The sequence below is a fragment of the Streptacidiphilus albus JL83 genome (assembly GCF_000744705.1).
In the GTDB taxonomy this organism is placed as follows: domain Bacteria; phylum Actinomycetota; class Actinomycetes; order Streptomycetales; family Streptomycetaceae; genus Streptacidiphilus; species Streptacidiphilus albus.
Map to the genome: position 1 here is coordinate 1774123 of NZ_JQML01000001.1, position 22397 is coordinate 1796519.

The window sequence follows — 22397 nt, forward strand, 5'->3', positions numbered from 1 at the left end:
ACTCATATCACTCTGCGTAACCTCACAGTGAGTTACGGCCGGGCGACGGAGCCCACTGCACCCCTCACCGGGGTGTCGCTCGGACTCAGCCGTCGCCGGCTGTTCACCGCGTCATACGATTCACGTCCGGGGAGACCATTTGTCCAGCGACTACGCGAAGCAGCTTGGTGGCAAGCTGCGTGCGATCCGCACCCAGCAGGGTCTTTCCCTGCACGGCGTCGAGGAGAAGTCCCAGGGCCGCTGGAAGGCTGTCGTGGTCGGCTCGTACGAGCGCGGCGACCGCGCCGTCACCGTCCAGCGTCTGGCCGAGCTCGCCGACTTCTACGGCGTCCCGGTGCAGGAGCTGCTGCCCGGCGGCACCCCGGGCGGTGCGGCCGAGCCGCCGCCGCGCCTGGTGCTCGACCTGGAGCGGCTCTCCCAGGTGCCGTCGGAGAAGGCCGGTCCGCTGCAGCGCTACGCGGCGACCATCCAGAGCCAGCGGGGGGACTACAACGGGAAGGTGCTGTCGATCCGCCAGGACGACCTGCGCACTCTCGCCGTCATCTACGACCAGCCGGCCTCGCTGCTGATCGACCAGCTGATCACCTGGGGCGTCCTCGACGCCGACGCCCGCCGCGCGGTGCGCGAGGACGACTCGGTCTGATCCGACCGTTTTCGCGCACATACGTGCAGAAACGTCACGGCACGGTGTATTCGGGCCGATGACAGGGCCGAGCCCCGGGGGGGTCGACCCAAGGCGTTCCAGCGCACCGAGTTCCAGCACACCGAGAGGGGTGCCCCGCCGGGGGCACCCCTCTCTGCTGTACCGCCGCCCGTCGCCGCCCGTCGCCGCGCGGTCATCCCTCCGGTCATCCCTCCGGCGGAACGGCCCAGGAGGAGCGCAGATGACCGAAGTGATTGCCCATCAGCTTCCTTACCCCGTCCACATCCTGAGTCAGCATCAGGTTCAGCAGCTGCTCGTGCTCCTTGGCCGAGGCCAGTAGCCGACCGCTGGCCACCAGCGACGTCAGACCGAACAGCCGTGCCCGCTTGCGCAGTTCACGGACGACGCCGACGAGGTGCCGATTGCCGGTCAACTCCAGCAGTCCCAGGTGGAATCGCCGGTCGGCCTCGGTGTAGCCGGCCAGGTCCCCGGCCTTCGCCGCCTCGACGATCTCCCGTGCCACCGGCCGCAGCGGCTCCAACTGCTCGCGCTTGGCGCAGCGGGCGACCTGGACCGTGGCGGGGATCTCGATCAGTGCCCGGATCTCGTTGAAATCCTGCAGATCGTGGTCGGTGACGCCGATGATCCGGAACCCCTTGTTACGGACAGTCTCGACCAGCCCCTCCCGCACCAGGTCCAGCATCGCCTCGCGGACCGGCGTGGCGGACACCCCGAACTCGGCCGCGAGCGCCGGCGCCGAGTAGACCACCCCCGGGCTCAGTTCCCCGGTGACCATCGCGGACCGCAGCGCCTGGGTCACCTGCTCGCGCAGGCTCCGGCGCGGATGGACGACGGGCCGGTCGGGCCCGTCGGAGATTTCGGGTGCGATCTCGTCCTCCTCGAACGCGCCGGGCCGACGCGTGGGGGTCCGACCTCGTAGATGACGCACTGTCAGTATACCGGGGGTGGCATATGCCGCACCTTACTGCCGAGTCCGGATGCCTCCACCTTCAACCAGGCCCCAAGGGAAGCTGAAGCGAGCCCTATGGCGAGGCCGGTCAGGACGGGCCGGACCGGACCGCCCGTCCAGGCCCGTTCAGGCCAGGCCAGGCCAGGCCCGTTCAGGCCAGGCCAGGTCACCGGGCGAAGGTATCCAGCGCGGCACGCTGACGGGCGCTCATCGTCGGGCTGCCGGTGTGCCCGGAGTCGTCGACCACCACCAGACTCGCGTCCGGCCAGGCCCGCGAGAGCGCCCAGGCGGTGTCGATCGGTCCGCCGAGGTCGAGCCGACCGTGGATCAGTACGCCGGGGATCCCGGCGAGCCGCCCGGCCTCGCGGAGCAGCACCCCCTCCTCCAGCCACGCCCCGTGGGCGAAGTAGTGCGCGCAGAGCCGGGCCCGGGCGATCAGCGCGGGCAGCGGACGATCGCTGTGCGCATCCGGCTTGCCGTTCGGCTCCAGGGAGACGGTGGCGTCCTCCCACCAGGACCACTCGCGCGCGGCCCGGGCCCGCACCTCCGGATCGGGGTCGGCGAGCAGCTCGGCATAGCCCGCCGCCAACTCGGCGCCGCTCTCCCCCACGACGGCCGGAACCGCGCGCCGGAACCGCTCCCACTCCTCGGGGAAGTACCGGCCCACCCCCCGGTACAGCCAGTCGATCTCGCTTCGGCGGGTGGTGGTGACGCCGGGGATCACGATCTCGGACACCCGCTCCGGGTGCGTCTCGGCGTAGGCCAGGGCCAGCGTGCTGCCCCACGAACCGCCGAACAGCAGCCACCGGTCCAGGCCGAGGTGGGAGCGCAGCTGCTCCATGTCGGCGATCAGGTGCGCGGTGGTGTTACTGCCCAGGTCGGTGGCCGGGTCCTCGGCGCGCGGGGTGCTGCGCCCGCAGCCGCGCTGGTCGAACAGGACCACCTGGTAGCGCTCCGGGTCGAAGTACCGGCGCTGGTGCGGTCGGCAGCCCGAACCTGGGCCGCCGTGGAGCACCACGGCCGGCTTGCCCTCCGGGTTTCCGCAGACCTCCCAGTAGATCCGGTTGCCGTCGCCGACATCCAGCATCCCGGAGGCGTACGGCTCGATCGGCGGGTAGAGCTCGGTCATGGCAGCAACCTCCCGGTAGGGCGCGGAGAGAACCGCGCTGATATGTAAGCACTGTTATATCAGCGCTGTTACATTGTCCGGGTGAGAGCTTCCGACCCGGCAGTCCCCGAACGCGCCGCCCCCGGCCCCGAACTCCTCGGCACCCGACTGCGCCATCTCCTGGACCTCCTGGACGGCGACGTGGCCGAGGTCTACCGCGATCTCGGCCTGCCCTGGTTCCGCCCCCGCTTCACCCCGATCGTCCGGATGCTGGCCGACGCCGGCCCCAGCCCGATCCGCGCCATCGCCCGGGCCATCGGCGTGACCCACTCGGCGGCGAGCCAGACCGTCACCCAGATGGCCAGGGAGGAGCTGGTCCTGCTCACCCCCGGCGCGGACGCCCGGCAACGGATCGTGCGGCTGGCGCCACGGGCCGAGGCCCTGCTGCCGACCCTCGACGCCGAATGGCAGGCGACGACGGCAGCCGCTGCCGCCCTCGAAGCCGAACTCCCCTATCCACTGACCCGCCTGATCGCCGAGGCCCTGGACGCCCTGGAGCGCAGACCCATGCGACAGCGCATCGCCGAGGCGGCCGATCCGGACTATCCCCTGACCTGACCGCCGAAGCCGAGGACATACCGCCGCTGCCACGGCGTCTCCACCGCGCGCCGCCGGTAGTGCTCGCGGACGTAGGCCACGGCATCCCCGGCAGGCACTCCGTCCAGCACCGCGAGGCAGGCCAGCGCCGTGCCGGTACGGTGACGGGCGGGCTATCCCGCGTCGCGCAGTGAGAGCCGCTGCGTGATCCGGTTGAACAGCTCCGCCAGCGGCTCGCCGACGTCCCGGCCGAACTCGGTCAGCCCGTAGCTGACCTGAGGTGGCGTCGTCGGCTCGACCTCCCGCCAGACCAGACCGTCCTGGACCAGCGCGCGCAGGGTCTGGGCGAGCATCTTCTCGCTGATGCCCTGGATGCTCTCGCGGAGTTCGAAGAACCGAAGGTCGTTGCTCCGCAAGGAGATCAACACCCAGATGCCCCACCTGCTGGTCACATGGTCGACCATGTCGCGGGCAGGGCAGTCGGTGTGAAACACGTCATACCGCTTCCCCGCTTCGGCCCGTGTGTGCTGCACGCTTCCCGTCATGTGATGAGCTTACCCAAAGGTATGTCCTTACCAAGAGTTAGTCCCTGCTCCTAGCGTGACGACCACAGAAGACCTGTGACAAGGAGCTGATCATGATCGTGGTGACCGGGGCTACCGGAAATGTGGGCCGTCCGTTGACGCGGGCGCTGGCCGAGGCGGGGCAGCAGGTGACGGCCGTGTCACGGCATGCGGCGGCGGTGCCGGACGGCGTCCGCCACCTGGTGGCCGACCTGGCCGAGCCGGCCGACCTAAAGCCCGCGCTGGCCGGAGCGAAAGCACTGTTCCTGTTGCTGTCCGGCGGCCTGCACGCCGCCGGCGCCAACCCGGCCGACATCATCGGCGCAGCCGAGGCCGGCGGAGTCCGGCGGGTCGTCCTCCTCTCCACCCAAGGTGTGGCAACCAGGCCCTTCGGCCCGACGCGGATCGCCATGCGCGCGCTGGAGGACGCGCTGCGGGAGTCCGGCCTGGAGTGGGCCATCCTGCGGCCGGGCGGCTTCGCCTCCAACGCCCTGTGGTGGGCCGATTCCATCCGCACGCAACGGGTCGTCGCCGCGCCCTTCGGCGACGTCGGTGTGCCGATCGTCGACCCGGCGGACATCGCCGAGGTCGCAGCAGCCTGTCTGCTGGACGGTCGGCACGCCGGTGGCGTGTACGAGCTGACCGGCCCGGAGGTGATCACACCGCGCCGCCAGGCGGAGGCCATCGCCGCAGCACTGGGCTCACCAGTGCGGTTCCACGACCTGACCCGCGACGAGGCCAAGTCCGCCATGGCCCGGAGCATGCCGGCAGAGCTCGCAGAGGACACCCTGACCATCCTCGGCTCCCCGAACCCCGCCGAACTGCGGGTCAGCCCGGACGTCCAGCAGGTCCTCGGCCGCTCCCCGCGTCCCTTCGCCGACTGGGCCGCACGCAATATCGCCGCGTTCCGCTGACACAGTCAGCGCCGCCGGCCCGTTCCGGTGTCCGGACATGCCGAAGAGCCCCCTGACCGATGGTCAGGGGGCTCTTCATCAAAGGTTGTTCGGCGGCGTCCTACTCTCCCACAGGGTCCCCCCTGCAGTACCATCGGCGCTGTGAGGCTTAGCTTCCGGGTTCGGGATGTAACCGGGCGTTTCCCTCACGCTATGACCACCGAAACACTATGAAGATATCGACTAACACGCTGCCGGAAGCAGGGGTCGTTTCTTCAGAACAACACAGTGGACGCGTAGCAACTATGGACAAGCCCTCGGCCTATTAGTACCGGTCAGCTCCACCCCTCACAGGGCTTCCACATCCGGCCTATCAACCCAGTCGTCTACTGGGAGCCTTACCCACTCAACGGTGGTGGGAGTCCTCATCTCGAAGCAGGCTTCCCGCTTAGATGCTTTCAGCGGTTATCCCTCCCGAACGTAGCCAACCAGCCATGCCCTTGGCAGGACAACTGGCACACCAGAGGTTCGTCCGTCCCGGTCCTCTCGTACTAGGGACAGCCCTTCTCAAGACTCCTGCGCGCGCAGCGGATAGGGACCGAACTGTCTCACGACGTTCTAAACCCAGCTCGCGTACCGCTTTAATGGGCGAACAGCCCAACCCTTGGGACCTACTCCAGCCCCAGGATGCGACGAGCCGACATCGAGGTGCCAAACCATCCCGTCGATATGGACTCTTGGGGAAGATCAGCCTGTTATCCCCGGGGTACCTTTTATCCGTTGAGCGACGGCGCTTCCACAAGCCACCGCCGGATCACTAGTCCCTGCTTTCGCACCTGCTCGACCCGTCGGTCTCACAGTCAAGCTCCCTTGTGCACTTACACTCAACACCTGATTGCCAACCAGGCTGAGGGAACCTTTGGGCGCCTCCGTTACATTTTAGGAGGCAACCGCCCCAGTTAAACTACCCACCAGACACTGTCCCTGATCCGGATCACGGACCCAGGTTAGACATCCAGCACGACCAGAGTGGTATTTCAACGACGACTCCACAACCACTGGCGTGGCCGCTTCACAGTCTCCCACCTATCCTACACAAGCCGAACCGAACACCAATATCAAGCTATAGTAAAGGTCCCGGGGTCTTTCCGTCCTGCTGCGCGAAACGAGCATCTTTACTCGTAATGCAATTTCACCGGGCCTATGGTTGAGACAGTCGAGAAGTCGTTACGCCATTCGTGCAGGTCGGAACTTACCCGACAAGGAATTTCGCTACCTTAGGATGGTTATAGTTACCACCGCCGTTTACTGGCGCTTAAGTTCTCAGCTTCGCGGAATCGAAATCCCACTAACCGGTCCCCTTAACGTTCCAGCACCGGGCAGGCGTCAGTCCGTATACATCGCCTTACGGCTTCGCACGGACCTGTGTTTTTAGTAAACAGTCGCTTCTCGCTGGTCTCTGCGGCCGGCCCCAGCTCGGAGTGCAAGACTCGTCACCAGTTCCGGCCCCCCTTCTCCCGAAGTTACGGGGGCATTTTGCCGAGTTCCTTAACCATAGTTCACCCGAACGCCTCGGTATTCTCTACCTGACCACCTGAGTCGGTTTGGGGTACGGGCCGCCATGAAACTCGCTAGAGGCTTTTCTCGACAGCATAGGATCATCCACTTCACCACAATCGGCTCGGCATCAGGTCTCAGGCTCATGTTGTGCGGATTTGCCTACACAACGCCCTACACCCTTACCCCGGGACTACCACCGCCCGGGCTGGACTACCTTCCTGCGTCACCCCATCGCTCACCTACTACCCTGTTGGGTCAGCGGCTCCACCACTCCTCATCACCCGAAGGATCCGAGACGGCTTCACGGCTTTAGCATTCAGAGGTTCGACGTTGGCGCTTCAAAGCGGGTACGGGAATATCAACCCGTTGTCCATCGACTACGCCTGTCGGCCTCGCCTTAGGTCCCGACTTACCCTGGGCAGATCAGCTTGACCCAGGAACCCTTGGTCAATCGGCGCAAGAGTTTCCCACTCTTGTATCGCTACTCATGCCTGCATTCTCACTCGTATACCGTCCACGACTGGCTTCCGCCGCCGCTTCACCCGGCACACGACGCTCCCCTACCCATCACAGCCCCCGTTAGGAGTTAAGCTGCAATGACACGGCTTCGGCGGTGTACTTGAGCCCCGCTACATTGTCGGCGCGGAATCACTTGACCAGTGAGCTATTACGCACTCTTTAAAGGGTGGCTGCTTCTAAGCCAACCTCCTGGTTGTCTCTGCGACTCCACATCCTTTCCCACTTAGCACACGCTTAGGGGCCTTAGCCGGTGTTCTGGGCTGTTTCCCTCTCGACCATGGAGCTTATCCCCCACAGTCTCACTGCCGCGCTCTCACTTACCGGCATTCGGAGTTTGGCTAAGGTCAGTAACCCGGTGGGGCCCATCGCCTATCCAGTGCTCTACCTCCGGCAAGAAACACGCGACGCTGCACCTAAATGCATTTCGGGGAGAACCAGCTATCACGGAGTTTGATTGGCCTTTCACCCCTAACCACAGGTCATCCCCCAGGTTTTCAACCCTGGTGGGTTCGGTCCTCCACACGGTCTTACCCGCGCTTCAACCTGCCCATGGCTAGATCACTCCGCTTCGGGTCTTGGGCGCGCTACTAAACCGCCCTATTCGGACTCGCTTTCGCTACGGCTACCCCACACGGGTTAACCTCGCAACACACCGCAAACTCGCAGGCTCATTCTTCAAAAGGCACGCAGTCACGACAGCTATGTGCAAGCACACGCTGCGACGCTCCCACGGCTTGTAGGCACACGGTTTCAGGTACTATTTCACTCCGCTCCCGCGGTACTTTTCACCATTCCCTCACGGTACTGTCCGCTATCGGTCACTAGGGAATATTTAGGCTTAGCGGGTGGTCCCGCCAGATTCACACGGAATTTCTCGGGCTCCGTGCTACTTGGGAGAAACTCAAGAGAGCCGTACAGGTTTCGTCTACGGGGGTCTTACCCTCTACGCCGGACCTTTCGCATGTCCTTCGACTACCCATACGGTTTCTGACTCTCCGACCGGCCGGCAGACCGATCAAGAATTTTCCCACGACCCCGCAATGGCAACCCCTGCCGGGTATCACACCACTACGGTTTAGCCTCATCCGATTTCGCTCGCCACTACTCTCGGAATCACGGTTGTTTTCTTTTCCTGCGGGTACTGAGATGTTTCACTTCCCCGCGTTCCCTCCACACTGCCTATGTGTTCAGCAGCGGGTGACAGCCCATGACGACTGCCGGGTTTCCCCATTCGGACACCCCCGGATCAAAGCTCGGTTGACAGCTCCCCGGGGCCTATCGCGGCCTCCCACGTCCTTCATCGGTTCCTAGTGCCAAGGCATCCACCGTGCGCCCTTAAAAACTTGGCCACAGATGCTCGCGTCCACTGTGCAGTTCTCAAGCAACGACCAGCCACCCATCACCCCCACACCACAACGGTGCGAAGTTCACTGGGGCCGGCGTACCGAAGACAGACCTTGCGGCCGTGCCCTCAGGACCCAACAACGTGCCCGGAACGGCCAACCCCGACCTGCGTTCCACGCGCCGAAGCGCAGTACTGACAGACAAGGACCAACCGTGCCGAATAGTCAACGTTCCACCCATGAGCGAACCAGCACCGGACAGTCGCCGGTGTACTGGCCCTCTGCCCGACCGAAGCCGGGAGAAGAGCTCCTTAGAAAGGAGGTGATCCAGCCGCACCTTCCGGTACGGCTACCTTGTTACGACTTCGTCCCAATCGCTGGTCCCACCTTCGACAGCTCCTTCCCTTGCGGGTTAGGCCACCGGCTTCGGGTGTTACCGACTTTCGTGACGTGACGGGCGGTGTGTACAAGGCCCGGGAACGTATTCACCGCAGCAATGCTGATCTGCGATTACTAGCAACTCCGACTTCATGGGGTCGAGTTGCAGACCCCAATCCGAACTGAGGCCGGCTTTTTGAGATTCGCTCCACCTCGCGGTATCGCAGCTCATTGTACCGGCCATTGTAGCACGTGTGCAGCCCAAGACATAAGGGGCATGATGATTTGACGTCGTCCCCACCTTCCTCCGAGTTGACCCCGGCAGTCTCCTGTGAGTCCCCGACATTACTCGCTGGCAACACAGAACGAGGGTTGCGCTCGTTGCGGGACTTAACCCAACATCTCACGACACGAGCTGACGACAACCATGCACCACCTGTATACCGACCACAAGGGGGCGACCATCTCTGGCCGTTTCCGGTATATGTCAAGCCTTGGTAAGGTTCTTCGCGTTGCGTCGAATTAAGCCACATGCTCCGCTGCTTGTGCGGGCCCCCGTCAATTCCTTTGAGTTTTAGCCTTGCGGCCGTACTCCCCAGGCGGGGAACTTAATGCGTTAGCTGCGGCGCGGACCACGTGGAATGTGACCCACACCTAGTTCCCAACGTTTACGGCGTGGACTACCAGGGTATCTAATCCTGTTCGCTCCCCACGCTTTCGCTCCTCAGCGTCAGTAATGGCCCAGAGATCCGCCTTCGCCACCGGTGTTCCTCCTGATATCTGCGCATTTCACCGCTACACCAGGAATTCCGATCTCCCCTACCACACTCTAGCCTGCCCGTATCGAATGCAGACCCGGAGTTAAGCCCCGGGCTTTCACATCCGACGTGACAAGCCGCCTACGAGCTCTTTACGCCCAATAATTCCGGACAACGCTCGCACCCTACGTATTACCGCGGCTGCTGGCACGTAGTTAGCCGGTGCTTCTTCTGCAGGTACCGTCACTTGCGCTTCTTCCCTGCTGAAAGAGGTTTACAACCCGAAGGCCGTCATCCCTCACGCGGCGTCGCTGCATCAGGCTTTCGCCCATTGTGCAATATTCCCCACTGCTGCCTCCCGTAGGAGTCTGGGCCGTGTCTCAGTCCCAGTGTGGCCGGTCGCCCTCTCAGGCCGGCTACCCGTCGTCGCCTTGGTAGGCCATTACCCCACCAACAAGCTGATAGGCCGCGGGCTCATCCTGCATCGCCGGAGCTTTCCACGCACACCCCATGCGGGGATGCGTCGTATCCGGTATTAGACCTCGTTTCCAAGGCTTGTCCCAGAATGCAGGGCAGATTGCCCACGTGTTACTCACCCGTTCGCCACTGATCCACCCCGAAGGGCTTCACCGTTCGACTTGCATGTGTTAAGCACGCCGCCAGCGTTCGTCCTGAGCCAGGATCAAACTCTCCGTGAATGTCATTCCGTAATCGGAACAGCACTCGCGTTGAGCGGCACAGCGACCGGCGGAATAGCCGATCCCGTGCACTGCGTCCTCGCTAGTGTTTACTGCAGTTTTTCCCAAAGGAACCTCGACCGTCCACATGATGTGGCCGGACGGGGTATCAACATTTGGCGTTGACTTTTGGCACGCTGTTGAGTTCTCAAGGAACGGACGCTTTCTTCAAGACCCTTTCACCGGTCTCTCCGAGCAGTTCGTTTCAATGTTACTGCGTTCGTTCTTCGTTCCTAAGCTTATCAGACCGTCTTACCGGTCCGTTTCGCTCATTTTCGCTCTGCCTTCCCGCGCCGTTTCCGGCCCGTTCCGACGAGTGAAACTCTAGCGGTTTCCCGTCAGTGACGCGAATTCGCCGCAGTCCCCGGAAAAGCGCACGACAAAGAAGACCGTGCAGGATGATCAGGGGATTGGTCGCCACCGCAGTCCCGCCAGGGCAACCCGCAGGACACTACGCATGCCATCCGGCCAAGTCAAACCGGGCTCACGCCGCCAGTCGCACAAGGAGTACCCATGTCTGCTGCTGATCAGGTCGTCAGGATCTTCACGTTGGGCGGCACGATCTCGGCCCTCGGCGGTGACGCCGGATCGCAGCGCCTCAGCGGCGAGCAGTTGGTCGCGACGAGTACCGGTGCCGGGCAGGGCTCAGGGGTCAGGACGGAGGTCGAGGACTTCCGCCGGCTTCCGAGTTCCTCGCTGTCGTTCGAGGACCTGGGCGAACTGGTCGACCGCGTCAACGACGTCGCCGAGGACAGCACCGGCGTGGTGGTGGTCCAGGGAACGGACACCCTGGAGGAGACCGCCTTCCTGCTCGACCTCACCTGCTCGTCCGCCGCGACCGTCGTGGTGACCGGGGCCATGCGGCGCCCCGATCTGCCGGGTGCGGACGGCCCGGCGAACCTGGCGGGCGCAGTGGCGGTGGCTGCGGACCCCGGCTGCCGTGGACTGGGAGTGCTGGCGGTGCTGGCGGACGAGATCCACGCCGCGCGCTACGTCCGCAAGACGCACACGACCTCCATCGCCACCTTCGCCTCGCCGGGGGCGGGACCGCTGGGGCTGGTGGTCGAGGGGAAGCCGCGCCTGCTGCTCCGGCCTCCCCACGCGACAGTCACCCCGCCGCTGCGGCTGCGGCGTCCGGCCCGGGTTGCGCTGGTCACCCTCGCGCTGGGCGACGGCGGCGAGCTGCTGGACGCGGTGGACGACCGCTTCGACGGCCTGGTGGTGGCCGCCTTCGGCGCGGGCCATGCACCCTCGTGGCTGGTCGCGCCGTTGACCGCGCTGGCCGCGCGGATGCCGGTGGTCCTCGCCTCGCGGACCGGCTCGGGGCCGATACTGTCCGCCACCTACCGGGGGCCCGGCTCCGAGCACGACCTGCTGGGACGCGGGCTGCTCTCGGCGGGCTTCCTCGCCCCGGCCAAGGCCCGGCTGCTGCTGCACGCCCTGCTGGCGGACGGCGCCGGGCGCGAGCGGATCGCCGCGTCCTTCGAAGCGCTGGCGCAGCTGGGCGGGATCGGCGCACAACCGGAGGGGTGAGCCCGAGCAACCGAGCCCCGACGCAGCTGGTCCTGCCCCGACGAGAGCGGGGCAGGACCAGCTGCGGAATGGCGGGGCCTCAGCCCAGCTTCGCCATCTCCTCCGTGATCGCGGCGGCGAAGGCGTCGATGTCGGCCTCGGTGGTGTCGAAGGAGGCCATCCACCGGACCTCGCCGGTGTGCTCGTTCCAGAAGTAGAAGCGGTAGTTCTTCTGCAGTCGCTCGCTCACCTCGCGCGGGAGCAGCGCGAAGACGGCGTTGGCCTGGACCGGGCGCATCACCGTGACGCCGTCGATGTCGCGGACGGCGGCCTCCAGCCTGCGGGCCATCGCGTTGGCGTGGGAGGCGTTGCGCAGCCACAGGTCGCCGGTGAGCAGCGCCTCGAACTGCACCGAGATGAAGCGCATCTTCGAGGCGAGCTGCATCGACAGCTTGCGCAGGAACTTGATGCCGTGGACGGCGTCCGGGTTGAGGACCACCACGACCTCGCCGAGCAGCAGCCCGTTCTTGGTGCCACCGTAGGAGACGATGTCCACGCCCGCGTCGGTGGTGAAGGCGCGGAGCGGGAGTCCGAGGGTGGCGGCGGCGTTGGCGAGCCGGGAGCCGTCGACGTGGACGAGCATTCCGCGCTCGTGGGCGTGGTCGCAGATCGCGCGGATCTCCTCGGCGGTGTAGCAGGTGCCGAGCTCGGTGCTCTGGGCGATGGAGACGGCGAGCGGCTGGGAGCGGTGCTCGTCGCCCCAGCCCCAGGCCTGGCGGTCGATCAGCTCGGGGGTGAGCTTGCCGTCCGGGGTGGGGACGGTGAGCAGCTTGAGGCCGGCCATCTTCTCCGGGGCGCCGCCCTCGTCCACGTTGATGTGGGCGGTCTCGGCGGCGACGACCGCGCCCCAGCGCGGGAGCAGCGCCTGCAGCGCGACCACGTTGGCGCCGGTGCCGTTGAAGACCGGGTAGGCCTCGGCGCGCTCGCCGAAGTGGCGGCGGAAGACGTCCTGGAGGTGGGCGGTGTAGTCGTCCTCGCCGTAGGAGATCTGGTGGCCGCCGTTGGCCAGCGCGATGGCGGCCAGGATCTCGGGGTGGATGCCCGCGTAGTTGTCGCTGGCGAAGCCGCGCACGGAGGGGTCGTGCCGGCGCTGGGCGTCGGTGTGGGTCGCGGCGGTCATCGGGGCGTCAGCCACAGGTGCTGTCCATTCAGGTCGGTTGCGGGTCGGTTCCAGAGGTCGACGATGGTCTCGGCGAGGTCGCCGACGTCGGTGAATCCCGCGAATTTCGCGTTGGGCTTGGCCTCGCGCATCTCGGGGGTGACGAGGGCCTTGATGACCAGGATCGCAGCTGCGGCGCGCGGGCCGTCCTGGTCGGGGTCGGCTTCGCCGAGGCTGCGGAAGGAGTCGGCGAGGGCGAGGGCCCAGGTCTCGGCGGCGGCCTTGGCGGTGGCGTAGCAGGCGTTCCCGGCGGTGGGCTTGGCGGCTCCGGCGGCGGAGACGATCGCGAAGCGTCCGGCGGGGCTGCGCAGCAGCGCGTCGTGGAAGGCGAGGCTGGTGTGCTGGAGCGTGCGGACCAGCTGGTCGTGCAGGAAGTCCCAGTCCGACAGGTCGATGTCGGTGAACTTCTTGCTGCCGCGCCAGCCGCCGACCAGGTGGATCAGGCCGTCCACGCCGCCGTGCTCGGCCTCGATGTGGTCGGCCCAGTCGCCGGCGGCCTGGGGGTCGAGCAGGTCGAGGACCTGGCCGACGACGGTGGCGCCGGGGACGGCGCGGCGGGTGGCGTCGAGCAGGGTGTCCAGTCGGCGGGGGTCGGTGCCGACACAGGAGACGGTGGCGCCGGCGGCGGCGAGCCTGCGGACGGTGGCCCGCCCGGCCGGTCCGGTGGCCCCGGCGACGGCGACGACCCGGCCGGCCAGCGGGCCGGGGACGCGGTCGGGGGTCATGCCGCGGCTCCGAGGTCGGTGGTGCCGGTGATGCCGGAGGTGGAGGCGATGACACCGGACAGCTTCTTCGACAGGGCCTCGAAGAACATGCTGAGCGGGAACTCGTCCGGCAGGACCGCGTCGCACAGCGCCTTGTTCAGCGACTTGCTGTCGTTGTACTCGGCGAAGGGCAGCGCGTCGGCGCCCTTGGCCCAGGTGGAGGCCGGGTGCGGGGTGAGGTAGCGGGAGACCAGCTGGTAGGCGGCGAGCCAGTGCGCGGTCTTGGGGCGGTCGATGCCGTCCCGGTAGAGGGTCTCGATCTCGGTGCAGAGGTCGGTGGTGACGGTCGCGGCCCGCTTCCAGTCGATCCGCAGCCGGTTGTCGGTCCAGCGCAGCGCGTCGTGCTTGTGCAGGTAGGCGAAGAGCAGCTGGCCGCCGAGGCCGTCGTAGTTGCGGACCCGGCCGCCACTGACCGGGAAACGGAACATCCGGTCGAAGAGGATCGCGTACTGGACGTTGCGGCCCATCCGCCCCGAGGCGGTCTCCGGGCCCTCGGCCTCCAGCTCGACGGCGGCCTTGAAGGCGGTGAGGTCGCAGCGGAGCTCTTCGAGGCCGTACATCCAGAACGGACTGCGCTGCTTGATCATGAACGGGTCGAACGGCAGGTCGCCGTGGCTGTGGGTCCGGTCGTGGACGAGGTCCCAGAGCACGAAGGTCTGCTGGGCCAGCTCCTGGTCCTCCAGCAGCGTGGCGGCGTCGGCGGGGATCTCCAGGCCGAGGGTGTCGACGGCGGCGGTGCTGACGGCGCGGAAGCGCGCGGCCTCGCGGTCGCAGAAGATGCCGCCCCAGGTGAACCGCTCGGGGGCCTTGCGGACGGCGACGGTCTCCGGGAAGAGCACGGCGGAGTTGGTGTCGTAGCCGGCGGTGAAGTCGCTGAAGGTGATCGGCACGAACATCGGGTTGTCGAAGCGGGTGCGCTCCAGCTCGGCGAGCCAGTCCGGCCAGACGACGTTGAGCAGGACCGCTTCGAGGTTGCGGTCGGGGTTGCCGTTCTGGGTGTACATCGGGAAGACCACGAGGTGGCCGAGGCCGTCCTCGCGCTGCCCGGCGGGCTGGAAGGCGAGCAGCGAGTCCAGGAAGTCGGGTACGGCGTAGCCGGAGTCGGCCCAGCGGCCGAGGTCGGCTATGACCGCGTCCAGGTAGGCCGCGTCGTGCGGGAAGAGCGGCGCCAGCTCGCGCGTGGCGTCGACAACGGTGGCGAGCAGCGCGTCGGCCTCGTCGCGGGTGGTGGCACCGCGGGAGTTGAGGTCGATCGAGCCGTCCTTCGCCTGGAAGGGGCGGAGTTCCTCGACCGCGGCCTTCAGCCGGATCCAGGCAGGGTGGCCAGCGATCTCAGCGGCTGCTTTGTCTGCCACGACGGGGGTTTGCGAGAGATTTTTCATTCAAAGCCTGCCTTGGCCGGAGGAACCGTTGTTAAGACACCGTATATACAGAAGGTTGTCCTGTTCAAGGGCGCATCGATCTGGGGACGCTTCTGGGATGGTTCGTCCCGTTAGAGCCCACCTTCCCGCACGGTCCCGGATGCCGCACGGCGCGCCGGAACAGCACGAAGCCCGCCTCCTGCCGATGCAGGGGGCGGGCTTCGGGTGGTTCGGGGCGGTCAGATCCGGGGCGGTCAGCTCCGGGGCAGGCCGTGGTCGGCGAGCGGGCCGATCTTCCAGCCCTCGGCCTCGCAGTGGTCCAGGATCCGCGGCAGGCCGCTGAGCGTGGCGGTCCAGGAGGCCGGGGCCGAGGTGCAGTCGGAGTCGTGCAGCAGGATGGTGCCGCCGCCGGAGAGGTTGCGGGTCACCGTGTCGTAGACCGAGGTCCCGGTCGCGCCCGCGCGCCAGTCCGCGCCCCAGCTGGTCCAGAGCACCGGGGTCATCCCCAGGGCGCGGGCGGTGGTCAGCGCGGAGGTGGTGGCGATGCCGTACGGCGGCCGGTACCAGCGGGGCTTGGTGCCGGTCGCCTCGGCCACCAGGTCGTGGGCGCGGTGCAGGTCGTCCCGGGTCTGCCCGGGGGTGCGCAGCACCATCGGGCGGTGCAGGTAGCCGTGGACGGCGATCTCATGGCCGGCCGCGACGATCTCCCGGCCGAGGCCGGGGTCGCGCTCCAGCATGAAGCCGAGCAGGAAGAAGGTGGCCTTCAGCCCGCGGTTCTCCAGCAGCGAGAGGAAGCGCGGGGTGGACAGCGGGTCCGGGCCGTCGTCGAAGGTCAGCGCGACGTGCCCGGGGTCGCCCTGGCCGCCGTAGTTGGGGAAGAGCCGGGTGCGCAGCGGTTCGAGAGGCTGGATCGAGGTGAGCGCCGGGGCGGCGTGCGCGAGGGCGAGACCCCCCGCGAGGGCGGCTGCGGTCTTCAGTGCGCGACTCAACGAACGTACTCCATCGGGGCAGTGGCCTGGTCTGCGTGGTGCTCGGCGACGGCGTGTCCGGCGGCCGGGCGCGCGGCGACGAGGTGTTCCAGGCCCGCGGTCTCCAGCAGCAGTTCCACGACGTCGACGCCCGGCAGCGAGACCACGTCGCGGTCCTCGGAGCCGTTCCCGGCCGACCGTACCGCCTGCTCCAGGGCCGCTGCCAACTCGCCCTGGTGGCGCACCCAGCGGGCGACCCCGGCCTCGTCCAGCGCGGCTGCGTTGGTCAGCCCGTGGCCCGGTATCGAGCGGTAGGTGATGACCGGCAGTCCGGCCGCGACGGCCTCCAGCACGGTCATCCCGCCGGCGTTCTGGATCAGCACGTCGGCGGCGTGCATCAGGCTGGGCATGTCGTCGACCCAGCCGTAGGCGTGCCGGACGCCGGCCGTGAGCAGCCGCTCGCGCAGGGTCTCGTTCCGGCCGCAGACCACGATGCAGGTGATGCCGGGGTCGGCCGCCTCGATGTCGCCGACGGTGCGCTCGATCTCGCCGGCCCCCCAGGAGCCGCCGACCAGCAGCGCCAGCCGGGCGTCCTGGGGCAGGCCGAGGCGGGCCCGGGCGGCGCGGCGCAGCCGCGGCGTGACCGGGGTGAAGCGGCGGTCGACGACCGGGGCGATCACCGAGACGCCGGCGCAGCCGGCCGCGCGGGCCTGGGCCGCCGGGACCTGGTGGATCGCCAGGTGGGCGTCGATGTCGGCGGAGGTCCAGAGCGCGTGGACGGAGAAGTCGGTGAGGTAGGTGTGGACGGTCTGGGTGACCTTGCCGCTGCGCCGCAGCCGGCCCAGCACCTGGCTGGCGAGCGGGTAGGTGGAGATCACGATCTTGGTGTCGTCCGGGAGCAGCGCCTTCATCCGGCGGCCGGCCAGGAAGGTGAAGATGCTGGCCTGCATGCTCATGCCGCGGCGGTTGTCGAGGCTGCCGTAGAGCAGCTTCCAGGTCCAGGGGGCCCGCTCCAGCATCCGGTGGTAGGAGCCGACCAGGATGCGTCCGGCCGGGCCGGGCAGGACGTCGAGGAAGTCGTGGCGGTCGACGACGACGCCGGCCTCCTCCAGACGGGCGGTCAGCTCCTGGGCGACCGCGTCGTGGCCGGCGCCGACGCTGGCGGAGACGATCACTGCGCGCGGCGGAGTGGGGAGTTGGGCCCCGGACCGGCGCTGCATCGGGAGGCGAATGAGTCGTCCCATGTGGTGTGTCGTCCCTGCTCTGGTTGCTGTGTCGCCGACGCGGACGCTGCCTGTCACCCGTCGGGCGACCTGGGCCGGTCCAACGTAACGAGCGCTTTCGCTCCGGAAGACAGACCCGGGGATGATTAACCGCCTCCCGGTCCGTAATCCGATCGGGGCAGTCGCGAGCCCGTGTACTCCATTCGAAGTACATACGGCGTAAGGGTTCGGGCGGCGGGGGCGTTCCAGCGTGCACTGATGACGTGCGCCCCTGTTGCGCCCTGTAGTTCTCGGCGACTGCCCGTCATCGTGGGAGGAGCGCTGCCAGCGCGGCGACGAGAGGGGGCCCGGATGCACGCGTCCGCGGCGGTGGGCTGGCTGCTCGCTGCTCTGACGGGGTTGACCGGACTCTACTGCCTGATGCGGCTGCGGCGGCCGGGGACCCCCCGGGCGCAGCGCCGGCTGGACGCGTCGGAGGCCCTGAAGGGGCTGGGGATGGCGGCCATGGCCATCCCCTACGGGTCGGCCCGGGTCGTACCGGTGCCGGTGTGGGTGGTGCTCTTCGGCGGGGCCGCCGCCTGGTCGCTGGTCGAGGGGTTACGGCCGGGCGGTCATCGGGGGCACCACCTGTACCACGCGGTCGGTCACCTGGCGATGGTCTACATGGCACTGGCGATGGCCGGAGCGACGGCCGGAGCGGGCGCCGGGACGACAGCGGGCGCCGGGACCATGGCCGGGATGGCGGCGCCGTCCGGAGTGCCGCTGCTGACCGGGGTGCTGCTGGTGTTCTTCGGCTGCTACGTGGTGGTCGGCGGGGTGCGGCTGGTCGGTGCGGCGCCCTCGGGCGCGACTGCGGTACCCGGGGGCGGGACCGGGGGCGGCTCGGTGGTGCGGCGGCTGCTGGGGGCGCCGGAGCTGCCGGATGCCTGCCGGATGGTTCTGGGCATGGGAATGTTTGCGATGTTACTGAGCATGTAGATGATCTGAATGCCAGCCAGGCAGCAGGCGAAGGCCGGGGACGTGGGCTGCGTCACGACTGCGCCGATCGGCTGACGCGGCGCGCCGTCGGCGCATAGGTTGGGCGGGCGCGCACTGTCGCGCGCCGTCGGTCCTGCCCGCGGAGGCACCCGTTGAACGTCCTGCCGGCCCTGCTGGTGCTCTGCCTGCTGCTCGCTGTCCTCGGTCCCCGGGTGCTCGCCCGGGCCGGCTGGGTGGAACGCGAGCCGGTGCTGGCGCTGCTGGCGTGGCAGTGCCTGGTGGTGGCGGTGCTGCTCTGCTTCGGGCTGGCGATGGTGCTCACCGCTGCGGCCGCCTGGCCGGAGGCCGCGCAGGTGCTCTTCCTGGGCGCCCCGCACGGGGTCGCCGAGGCCTACCGGCTGCCGCTGGACCGCCCCTGGGCCGTGGCCGGGGCGCTGCTGCTGGCCTTCGGCGGGGTGCGCACGGCGCAGTCGCTGAGCGCCGAGGTCCGACTGGCCCGCACCCTGCGCCGCCGCCGGCAGCGGGAGCTGGCCCGGCAGGCCCCCGAGCTCCCGCCGGGCCTGGCCCCGCGGCGGAGCCCGGGCGAGCGGCTGGTGGTGCTGGAGGACACCCGCCCGCTGGCCTGGTCGCTGCCCGGCTCCCGCCCCCGGCTGGTGGTCACCACCGGCGCCCTGCACCGGCTGAGCGACCGCGAGCTCGACGCGCTGCTGGCACACGAGCGCGGGCACGTCCGGGCCCGGCACCACTGGCTGATGCAGTGCGCGGAGGCGCTCAGCACCGGGTTCCCCGGGGCCGCGGTGTTCGCGCTGTTCCGCTCCCAGGTCGGGCGGCTGGTCGAGCTGGCCGCCGACGACTGGGCCGCCCGCCGGCACGGCCGGCTGGCGACCGCCATCGCCCTGGTCGAGCTGAACACCCAGCACTCCCCCGGCTGTCCGGCGCCGCTGGCCGAGGTCCCGCACCGGGTGGACCGGCTGCTGGCCGGCGCGCCCCGACTGACCAGGGGCCGACGGCTGCGGCTGACCGCGACCAGCCTGGCCGCGGTCGGCGCCCCGCTGCTGCTGGCCTTCGCCCCGGGACTGCACGCCATGCTCTGACCGCTCCGGCGTCACGGCGGTACCGCCCCGGAACGGAGCAATATTCCCGCCGACGCCCAGTCCCCTCCCAGCGGATGCGGTTACGCTGCGGAGGAAGGAGCGAGGCGCGGTCCCGTCCGGGCCGCACCGAATGGCGGGTGGCTCGTGTGGTGACGGTCTTTCTGCTCGGCGTGGGCGCGGCCTGCCTGCTCGGCCTGGGCTTCGTACTCCAGCAGCACGCGGCGCAGCAGTTGGCGCCCGGCTCGGACATGCTCTCGTACCGGCTGCTGCTGCGGCTGATGCGGCAGCGCGAGTGGCTGCTCGGCATCGCCTTCATGGTGGGCGGTCAGGTGCTGAGCGCCATCGCCCTGTCGGTGGGACGGATCTCCCTGGTCGAGCCGCTGCTGTCGACCAATCTGCTGTTCGCGATGGGCCTGGCCCGGACGATCACCCGGCAGACCCTGGGCCGCTCGGGCTGGGGCGGGGTGCTGCTGCTCGGCTCCGGGGTGACCCTGTTCATCGTCAGCGGCTCGCCGACCGGCGGCGGGACCGAGGCCGGGGCGCTGCGGCACTGGCTGGTGTTCGGCGTGGTGGCCGGGGTGGCGCTGCTGCTGGTGTCGATAGCGAAGCGGCTGCCGATGCTGGAGGAGGCGACGCTGCTGGCGCTGGCGGCCGGGCTGCTCTACGGCCTCCAGGACGCGCTCACCCGGACCGCCGGGCAGCGCTTCCAGCACGGCGGCGTCGAGCTGCTGCTGCGCAGCTGGCAGACCTATGCCGTGGTCGCGATCGGGGTGCTCGGGCTGATCCTGGTGCAGAGCGCCTTCGAGGCGGCCCCGCTGCGGATGTCGCTGCCGGCCCTGACCGCGGCCCAGCCGCTGACCGGGATCGCCTGCGGGGTGGCCTTCCTCGGCGACCGGCTGCGGGTCACCCCGGGCGCGCTGGCCTGGGAGGGCCTGGGACTGCTGTGCATCGTGCTGGGCGTGGTCGCGATCGGCCGGCATCCGGCGCTGCCGGACTGCTGCCCGGCGGTCTGCGCGGACGCGGCGACCGTCCGGGACAGCGGGCGTGCGGCGGCCCGCCGCAGGGCTCAGGAACCGGCGTAGTAGGCCGTCATCAGCGTGGTGGACCACTCCGGCTGGACCACCACGCCACGCGGGCCGAACTCGGCCATGTAGGGCTTCAGGTCGAGCACCGGCGTGCCGTCGATCGCGTCCAGGCCCCGGACGTGGACGTCCAGGCCCTCGACCGAGAGCAGCTCGCAGCGGGAGACGCCGAGGCGGTTGGGGCGGTTCTTGCCGCGCTGGGCGAAGATCCCGACCAACGGCCAGTCCTGGTTGCCGCGCGGGTGCCGGGCACCGGACTCGATCCGGTCCTCGGACACCCGGTGGAAGTGGAAGACCACCTCAAGGTGGGAGAAGTCGGCCAGGCCGGCCAGCGCCTCCGGGGTGAACTGCTCGGCGTCCAGCCGGACCACCGAGGCGACGTCGCCCCAGTGGTCGTCCTCCACGTCCGCCCTCGGGCTGAGGACGCGTCCGACGGGGCGGACGGTGACGAGCTGGTCCATGCCGCTCCAGGTCTGCTGGGTGGGTGCCGGACGCGCCCCGGCGGCGGTCCGGCGGGCTCGCCGATCCCCCGCGTCGGCGACCCCGCCGAGGCCGGCGCGTCCGAAGGCTGCGCGCCGTATATTGGCTGGCAGCCAATGGAACGCAGGAGCACCATGTCACCCCGAGCGGCAGCAGTCAACGAGGCCATGCGGTCCCGGTCCCGGGCGCGGATCATGCAGGCGACCGTGGACCTGGTGGACGAGCGCGGATTCGACCGGACCACCCTGGGCGACATCGCCGAGCGGGCCGGTCTGGCCCGGGGGCTGGTGTCGTACTACTTCCCCGGGAAGCGCTACCTGCTGCAGTCCTCCACCCACCGGCTGATGCACCAGACGCTGGGGGCGGCGCTGGCCCCGCTGGAGGGGGTGGACGACGCCGACCTGTGGCTGGCCACCTCGATCGACACGGTGCTGGGGCTGGCGGCGGCGCGGCCGACGCTGATGCGCACCCATCTGTCGCTGATCCTGGCGCCGAGCGCCGAGGGCTTCATCCAGGACGAGGAGCAGCAGCGCTTCGGCGGCCTGCTGCGGCGGGTGCTGGCGCTGCGCGGGGCGGAGGACCCGGTGGCCGAGCACGCGGTGCTGCGCAGCGCCCTGATGGGCGCCTGCATGGGGCTGCTGCTGCCCGGGGCGGAGACCGAGCCGCAGCTGATCCGGGACGACCTGTTCGCGCGGTACGACCTGGACGCATCGCTGCGCCCAGGCCCGTTCAGGACTCCTTGAGCATCTCGGTCAGCAGCTCGACGCTGCTGGCCGGGGTCTGGCTGTCGACGCTGAGCCGCTCCATCACCTGGAGGTACTGGTCCACGTCGTCCCGCTTGTCGAGGTAGAGCGCGCTGGTGAGCTGTTCCAGATAGACGACGTCGGGCAGGTCCTGTTCAGGGAAGCGCAGGATCGTGAACGCGCCGCTCTCGGCCGCGTGCCCGCCGAAGCGGAAGGGCATCACCTGGAGGATCACGTTGGGCATGTCCGCGGCCTCGATGAGGTGCTGGATCTGCGCCCGCATCACGGCCGGCCCGCCGACCGGGCGGCGCAGCGCGGCCTCGTCGACGATGGCCCACAGCCGCGGGCCCTCCTTGTCGGCCACCAGCTTCTGCCGGTTCATCCGGACGCTGATCCGCCGGTCGACCTCGCTGCGGTCCAGCGAGGGGCGGTTGAGCGTCATCAGGGCGCGCATGTAGCCCTCGGTCTGCAGCAGGCCGGGGACGAACTGGACCTCGTAGAGCCGGATGAGGGCCGACGCCTCCTCCAACCCCACGTACGTCTGGAACCAGTTGGGCATGGCGTCGCTGAAACTGTGCCACCAGCCCGACTGGTTGGCCTCGCGCACCAGGGTCACCAGTGCATCGCGCTCCGCCGCGTCCTCCACGCCGTACAGGCTGAGCAGATCCGTCACGTCCCGCTCCTTGAAGCTGACGCGGCCGAGCTCCATTCGGCTGATCTTCGATTCAGAGGCCCGGATGGTGTAGCCCGCATCCTCGCGGCTGATGCCCTTCGCCTCACGGAGCCGTCGCAACTGGGAGCCGAGGAGGATTCGGCGCACCATCGAGCCGCTCCCCGGCTGAACTGTGGTCATTCCGTTGAACCTCCACCCTGGAATCAGCGCACAGTCTGCCACTATCCGGCC

Annotated in this window: 18 protein-coding genes, 3 rRNA genes and 1 pseudogene; 8 read left to right on the plus strand and 14 right to left on the minus strand. The window is 68.5% G+C overall.

The window, feature by feature from the left end; genetic code table 11:
* Positions 1–139: 139 nt before the first annotated feature.
* Entirely contained in the window at positions 140–643 is a 504-nt protein-coding gene (gene bldD / locus BS75_RS07605) for a transcriptional regulator BldD (protein WP_034087654.1), read from the plus strand.
* A gap of 205 nt (positions 644–848) precedes the next feature.
* Here the strand turns inward: bldD and BS75_RS07610 are convergent, their stop codons facing one another.
* Together BS75_RS07610 and pip are read right to left on the minus strand one after the other, a co-directional pair.
* Positions 849–1520 (minus strand): GntR family transcriptional regulator, encoded by a 672-nt coding sequence (locus tag BS75_RS07610; RefSeq protein WP_081983233.1) that lies wholly within the window; start codon positions 1518–1520, stop codon positions 849–851.
* A 259-nt stretch (positions 1521–1779) separates the two neighbouring features.
* Positions 1780–2742 carry a prolyl aminopeptidase gene (gene pip / locus BS75_RS07615; RefSeq protein WP_034087655.1) on the minus strand — a complete coding sequence of 321 codons (963 nt, stop codon included), beginning with the start codon at positions 2740–2742 and terminating at the stop codon, positions 1780–1782.
* Between the two features lie 81 nt (positions 2743–2823).
* On the opposite strand from pip, the gene BS75_RS07620 reads away from it, so the two are divergent.
* Complete coding sequence (locus BS75_RS07620; protein WP_034087656.1) at positions 2824–3339, plus strand: helix-turn-helix domain-containing protein; 516 nt, start codon at positions 2824–2826, stop codon at positions 3337–3339.
* On the opposite strand, the pseudogene BS75_RS52160 reads toward BS75_RS07620, so the two are convergent.
* Together BS75_RS52160 and BS75_RS07625 are read right to left on the minus strand one after the other, a co-directional pair.
* Positions 3324–3485 (minus strand): annotated as a pseudogene (locus BS75_RS52160) (protein phosphatase); the annotation flags it as partial. The gene BS75_RS07620 and the pseudogene BS75_RS52160 sit on opposite strands and share 16 nt — an antisense overlap.
* Before the next feature lie 6 nt (positions 3486–3491).
* Positions 3492–3863 carry a winged helix-turn-helix transcriptional regulator gene (locus BS75_RS07625; RefSeq protein ID WP_034087657.1) on the minus strand — a complete coding sequence of 124 codons (372 nt, stop codon included), beginning with the start codon at positions 3861–3863 and terminating at the stop codon, positions 3492–3494.
* 92 nt (positions 3864–3955) lie between these two features.
* Here BS75_RS07625 and BS75_RS07630 point away from each other — a divergent pair, with 92 nt between their 5' ends.
* Complete coding sequence (locus tag BS75_RS07630; protein WP_034087658.1) at positions 3956–4795, plus strand: SDR family oxidoreductase; 840 nt, start codon at positions 3956–3958, stop codon at positions 4793–4795.
* A gap of 87 nt (positions 4796–4882) precedes the next feature.
* Here BS75_RS07630 and rrf read toward each other — a convergent pair.
* From rrf to BS75_RS07645, 3 genes are all read right to left on the minus strand, one after another.
* Positions 4883–4999 (minus strand): 5S ribosomal RNA (rrf, locus tag BS75_RS07635).
* Positions 5000–5079: 80 nt separating this feature from the next.
* Positions 5080–8202: ribosomal RNA gene (locus BS75_RS07640) — 23S ribosomal RNA — on the minus strand.
* 309 nt (positions 8203–8511) lie between these two features.
* Positions 8512–10030 (minus strand): 16S ribosomal RNA (locus BS75_RS07645).
* Together the 16S, 23S and 5S rRNA genes form the textbook arrangement of a ribosomal RNA operon.
* Positions 10031–10582: 552 nt before the next feature.
* Between BS75_RS07645 and BS75_RS07650 the strand changes: the two genes are divergently transcribed.
* Positions 10583–11602: an asparaginase gene (locus BS75_RS07650; RefSeq protein WP_034087659.1), complete on the plus strand. Its 1020-nt coding sequence runs from the start codon at positions 10583–10585 to the stop codon at positions 11600–11602.
* Between the two features lie 79 nt (positions 11603–11681).
* On the opposite strand, the gene BS75_RS07655 is transcribed toward BS75_RS07650, so the two are convergent.
* From BS75_RS07655 to BS75_RS07675, 5 genes are all read right to left on the minus strand, one after another.
* Entirely contained in the window at positions 11682–12761 is a 1080-nt protein-coding gene (locus tag BS75_RS07655; protein ID WP_152646201.1) for a threonine aldolase family protein, read from the minus strand.
* Entirely contained in the window at positions 12758–13525 is a 768-nt protein-coding gene (locus BS75_RS07660; RefSeq protein ID WP_034087661.1) for an SDR family NAD(P)-dependent oxidoreductase, read from the minus strand. The genes BS75_RS07655 and BS75_RS07660 overlap by 4 nt, the downstream gene beginning before the upstream one ends.
* A complete protein-coding gene (locus BS75_RS07665) occupies positions 13522–14946 on the minus strand; it encodes a DUF6421 family protein (protein WP_042440104.1) in 1425 nt (474 codons plus the stop codon). Before BS75_RS07665 ends, BS75_RS07660 begins: the two co-directional genes overlap by 4 nt.
* Before the next feature lie 233 nt (positions 14947–15179).
* Positions 15180–15914, minus strand: coding sequence for a polysaccharide deacetylase family protein (locus BS75_RS07670; RefSeq protein WP_042440105.1), 735 nt, complete (start codon positions 15912–15914; stop codon positions 15180–15182).
* The gene (locus tag BS75_RS07675; RefSeq protein ID WP_081982172.1) at positions 15911–17137 is read right to left on the minus strand and encodes an MGDG synthase family glycosyltransferase; all 1227 of its coding nucleotides are present in this window, start codon (positions 17135–17137) and stop codon (positions 15911–15913) included. Before BS75_RS07675 ends, BS75_RS07670 begins: the two co-directional genes overlap by 4 nt.
* A 330-nt stretch (positions 17138–17467) precedes the next feature.
* On the opposite strand from BS75_RS07675, the gene BS75_RS07680 reads away from it, so the two are divergent.
* The 3 genes from BS75_RS07680 (at position 17468) to BS75_RS07690 (ending at position 20270) form a co-directional block, all read left to right on the plus strand.
* Positions 17468–18094 carry a DUF5134 domain-containing protein gene (locus BS75_RS07680; protein WP_034087663.1) on the plus strand — a complete coding sequence of 209 codons (627 nt, stop codon included), beginning with the start codon at positions 17468–17470 and terminating at the stop codon, positions 18092–18094.
* A gap of 152 nt (positions 18095–18246) precedes the next feature.
* Complete coding sequence (locus tag BS75_RS07685) at positions 18247–19188, plus strand: M56 family metallopeptidase (RefSeq protein WP_034087664.1); 942 nt, start codon at positions 18247–18249, stop codon at positions 19186–19188.
* Between the two features lie 149 nt (positions 19189–19337).
* Positions 19338–20270 (plus strand): DMT family transporter, encoded by a 933-nt coding sequence (locus BS75_RS07690; RefSeq protein ID WP_169790808.1) that lies wholly within the window; start codon positions 19338–19340, stop codon positions 20268–20270.
* Here BS75_RS07690 and BS75_RS07695 read toward each other — a convergent pair.
* The gene (locus BS75_RS07695; protein WP_034087665.1) at positions 20255–20731 is read right to left on the minus strand and encodes an SAM-dependent methyltransferase; all 477 of its coding nucleotides are present in this window, start codon (positions 20729–20731) and stop codon (positions 20255–20257) included. The two genes, BS75_RS07690 and BS75_RS07695, sit on opposite strands and share 16 nt — an antisense overlap.
* 153 nt (positions 20732–20884) lie before the next feature.
* Between BS75_RS07695 and BS75_RS07700 the strand changes: the two genes are divergently transcribed.
* Positions 20885–21493 carry a TetR/AcrR family transcriptional regulator gene (locus tag BS75_RS07700; RefSeq protein WP_034087666.1) on the plus strand — a complete coding sequence of 203 codons (609 nt, stop codon included), beginning with the start codon at positions 20885–20887 and terminating at the stop codon, positions 21491–21493.
* Here the strand turns inward: BS75_RS07700 and BS75_RS07705 are convergent.
* Positions 21480–22346: a helix-turn-helix domain-containing protein gene (locus tag BS75_RS07705; RefSeq protein WP_034087667.1), complete on the minus strand. Its 867-nt coding sequence runs from the start codon at positions 22344–22346 to the stop codon at positions 21480–21482. The two genes, BS75_RS07700 and BS75_RS07705, sit on opposite strands and share 14 nt — an antisense overlap.
* Positions 22347–22397 lie beyond the last annotated feature (51 nt).

Excerpts from the sequence above, each read along its gene's own strand:
- pip (WP_034087655.1), bottom strand. The coding sequence starts at position 2,742 with ATGACCGAGCTCTACCCGCCGATCGAGCCGTACGCCTCCGGGATGCTG.
- BS75_RS07625 (WP_034087657.1), bottom strand. The coding sequence starts at position 3,863 with ATGACGGGAAGCGTGCAGCACACACGGGCCGAAGCGGGGAAGCGGTAT.
- BS75_RS07630 (WP_034087658.1), top strand. The coding sequence starts at position 3,956 with ATGATCGTGGTGACCGGGGCTACCGGAAATGTGGGCCGTCCGTTGACG.
- BS75_RS07650 (WP_034087659.1), top strand. The coding sequence starts at position 10,583 with ATGTCTGCTGCTGATCAGGTCGTCAGGATCTTCACGTTGGGCGGCACG.
- BS75_RS07655 (WP_152646201.1), bottom strand. The coding sequence starts at position 12,761 with ATGACCGCCGCGACCCACACCGACGCCCAGCGCCGGCACGACCCCTCC.
- BS75_RS07660 (WP_034087661.1), bottom strand. The coding sequence starts at position 13,525 with ATGACCCCCGACCGCGTCCCCGGCCCGCTGGCCGGCCGGGTCGTCGCC.
- BS75_RS07665 (WP_042440104.1), bottom strand. The coding sequence starts at position 14,946 with ATGAAAAATCTCTCGCAAACCCCCGTCGTGGCAGACAAAGCAGCCGCT.
- BS75_RS07675 (WP_081982172.1), bottom strand. The coding sequence starts at position 17,137 with ATGGGACGACTCATTCGCCTCCCGATGCAGCGCCGGTCCGGGGCCCAA.
- BS75_RS07680 (WP_034087663.1), top strand. The coding sequence starts at position 17,468 with ATGCACGCGTCCGCGGCGGTGGGCTGGCTGCTCGCTGCTCTGACGGGG.
- BS75_RS07695 (WP_034087665.1), bottom strand. The coding sequence starts at position 20,731 with ATGGACCAGCTCGTCACCGTCCGCCCCGTCGGACGCGTCCTCAGCCCG.
- BS75_RS07700 (WP_034087666.1), top strand. The coding sequence starts at position 20,885 with ATGTCACCCCGAGCGGCAGCAGTCAACGAGGCCATGCGGTCCCGGTCC.
- BS75_RS07705 (WP_034087667.1), bottom strand. The coding sequence starts at position 22,346 with ATGACCACAGTTCAGCCGGGGAGCGGCTCGATGGTGCGCCGAATCCTC.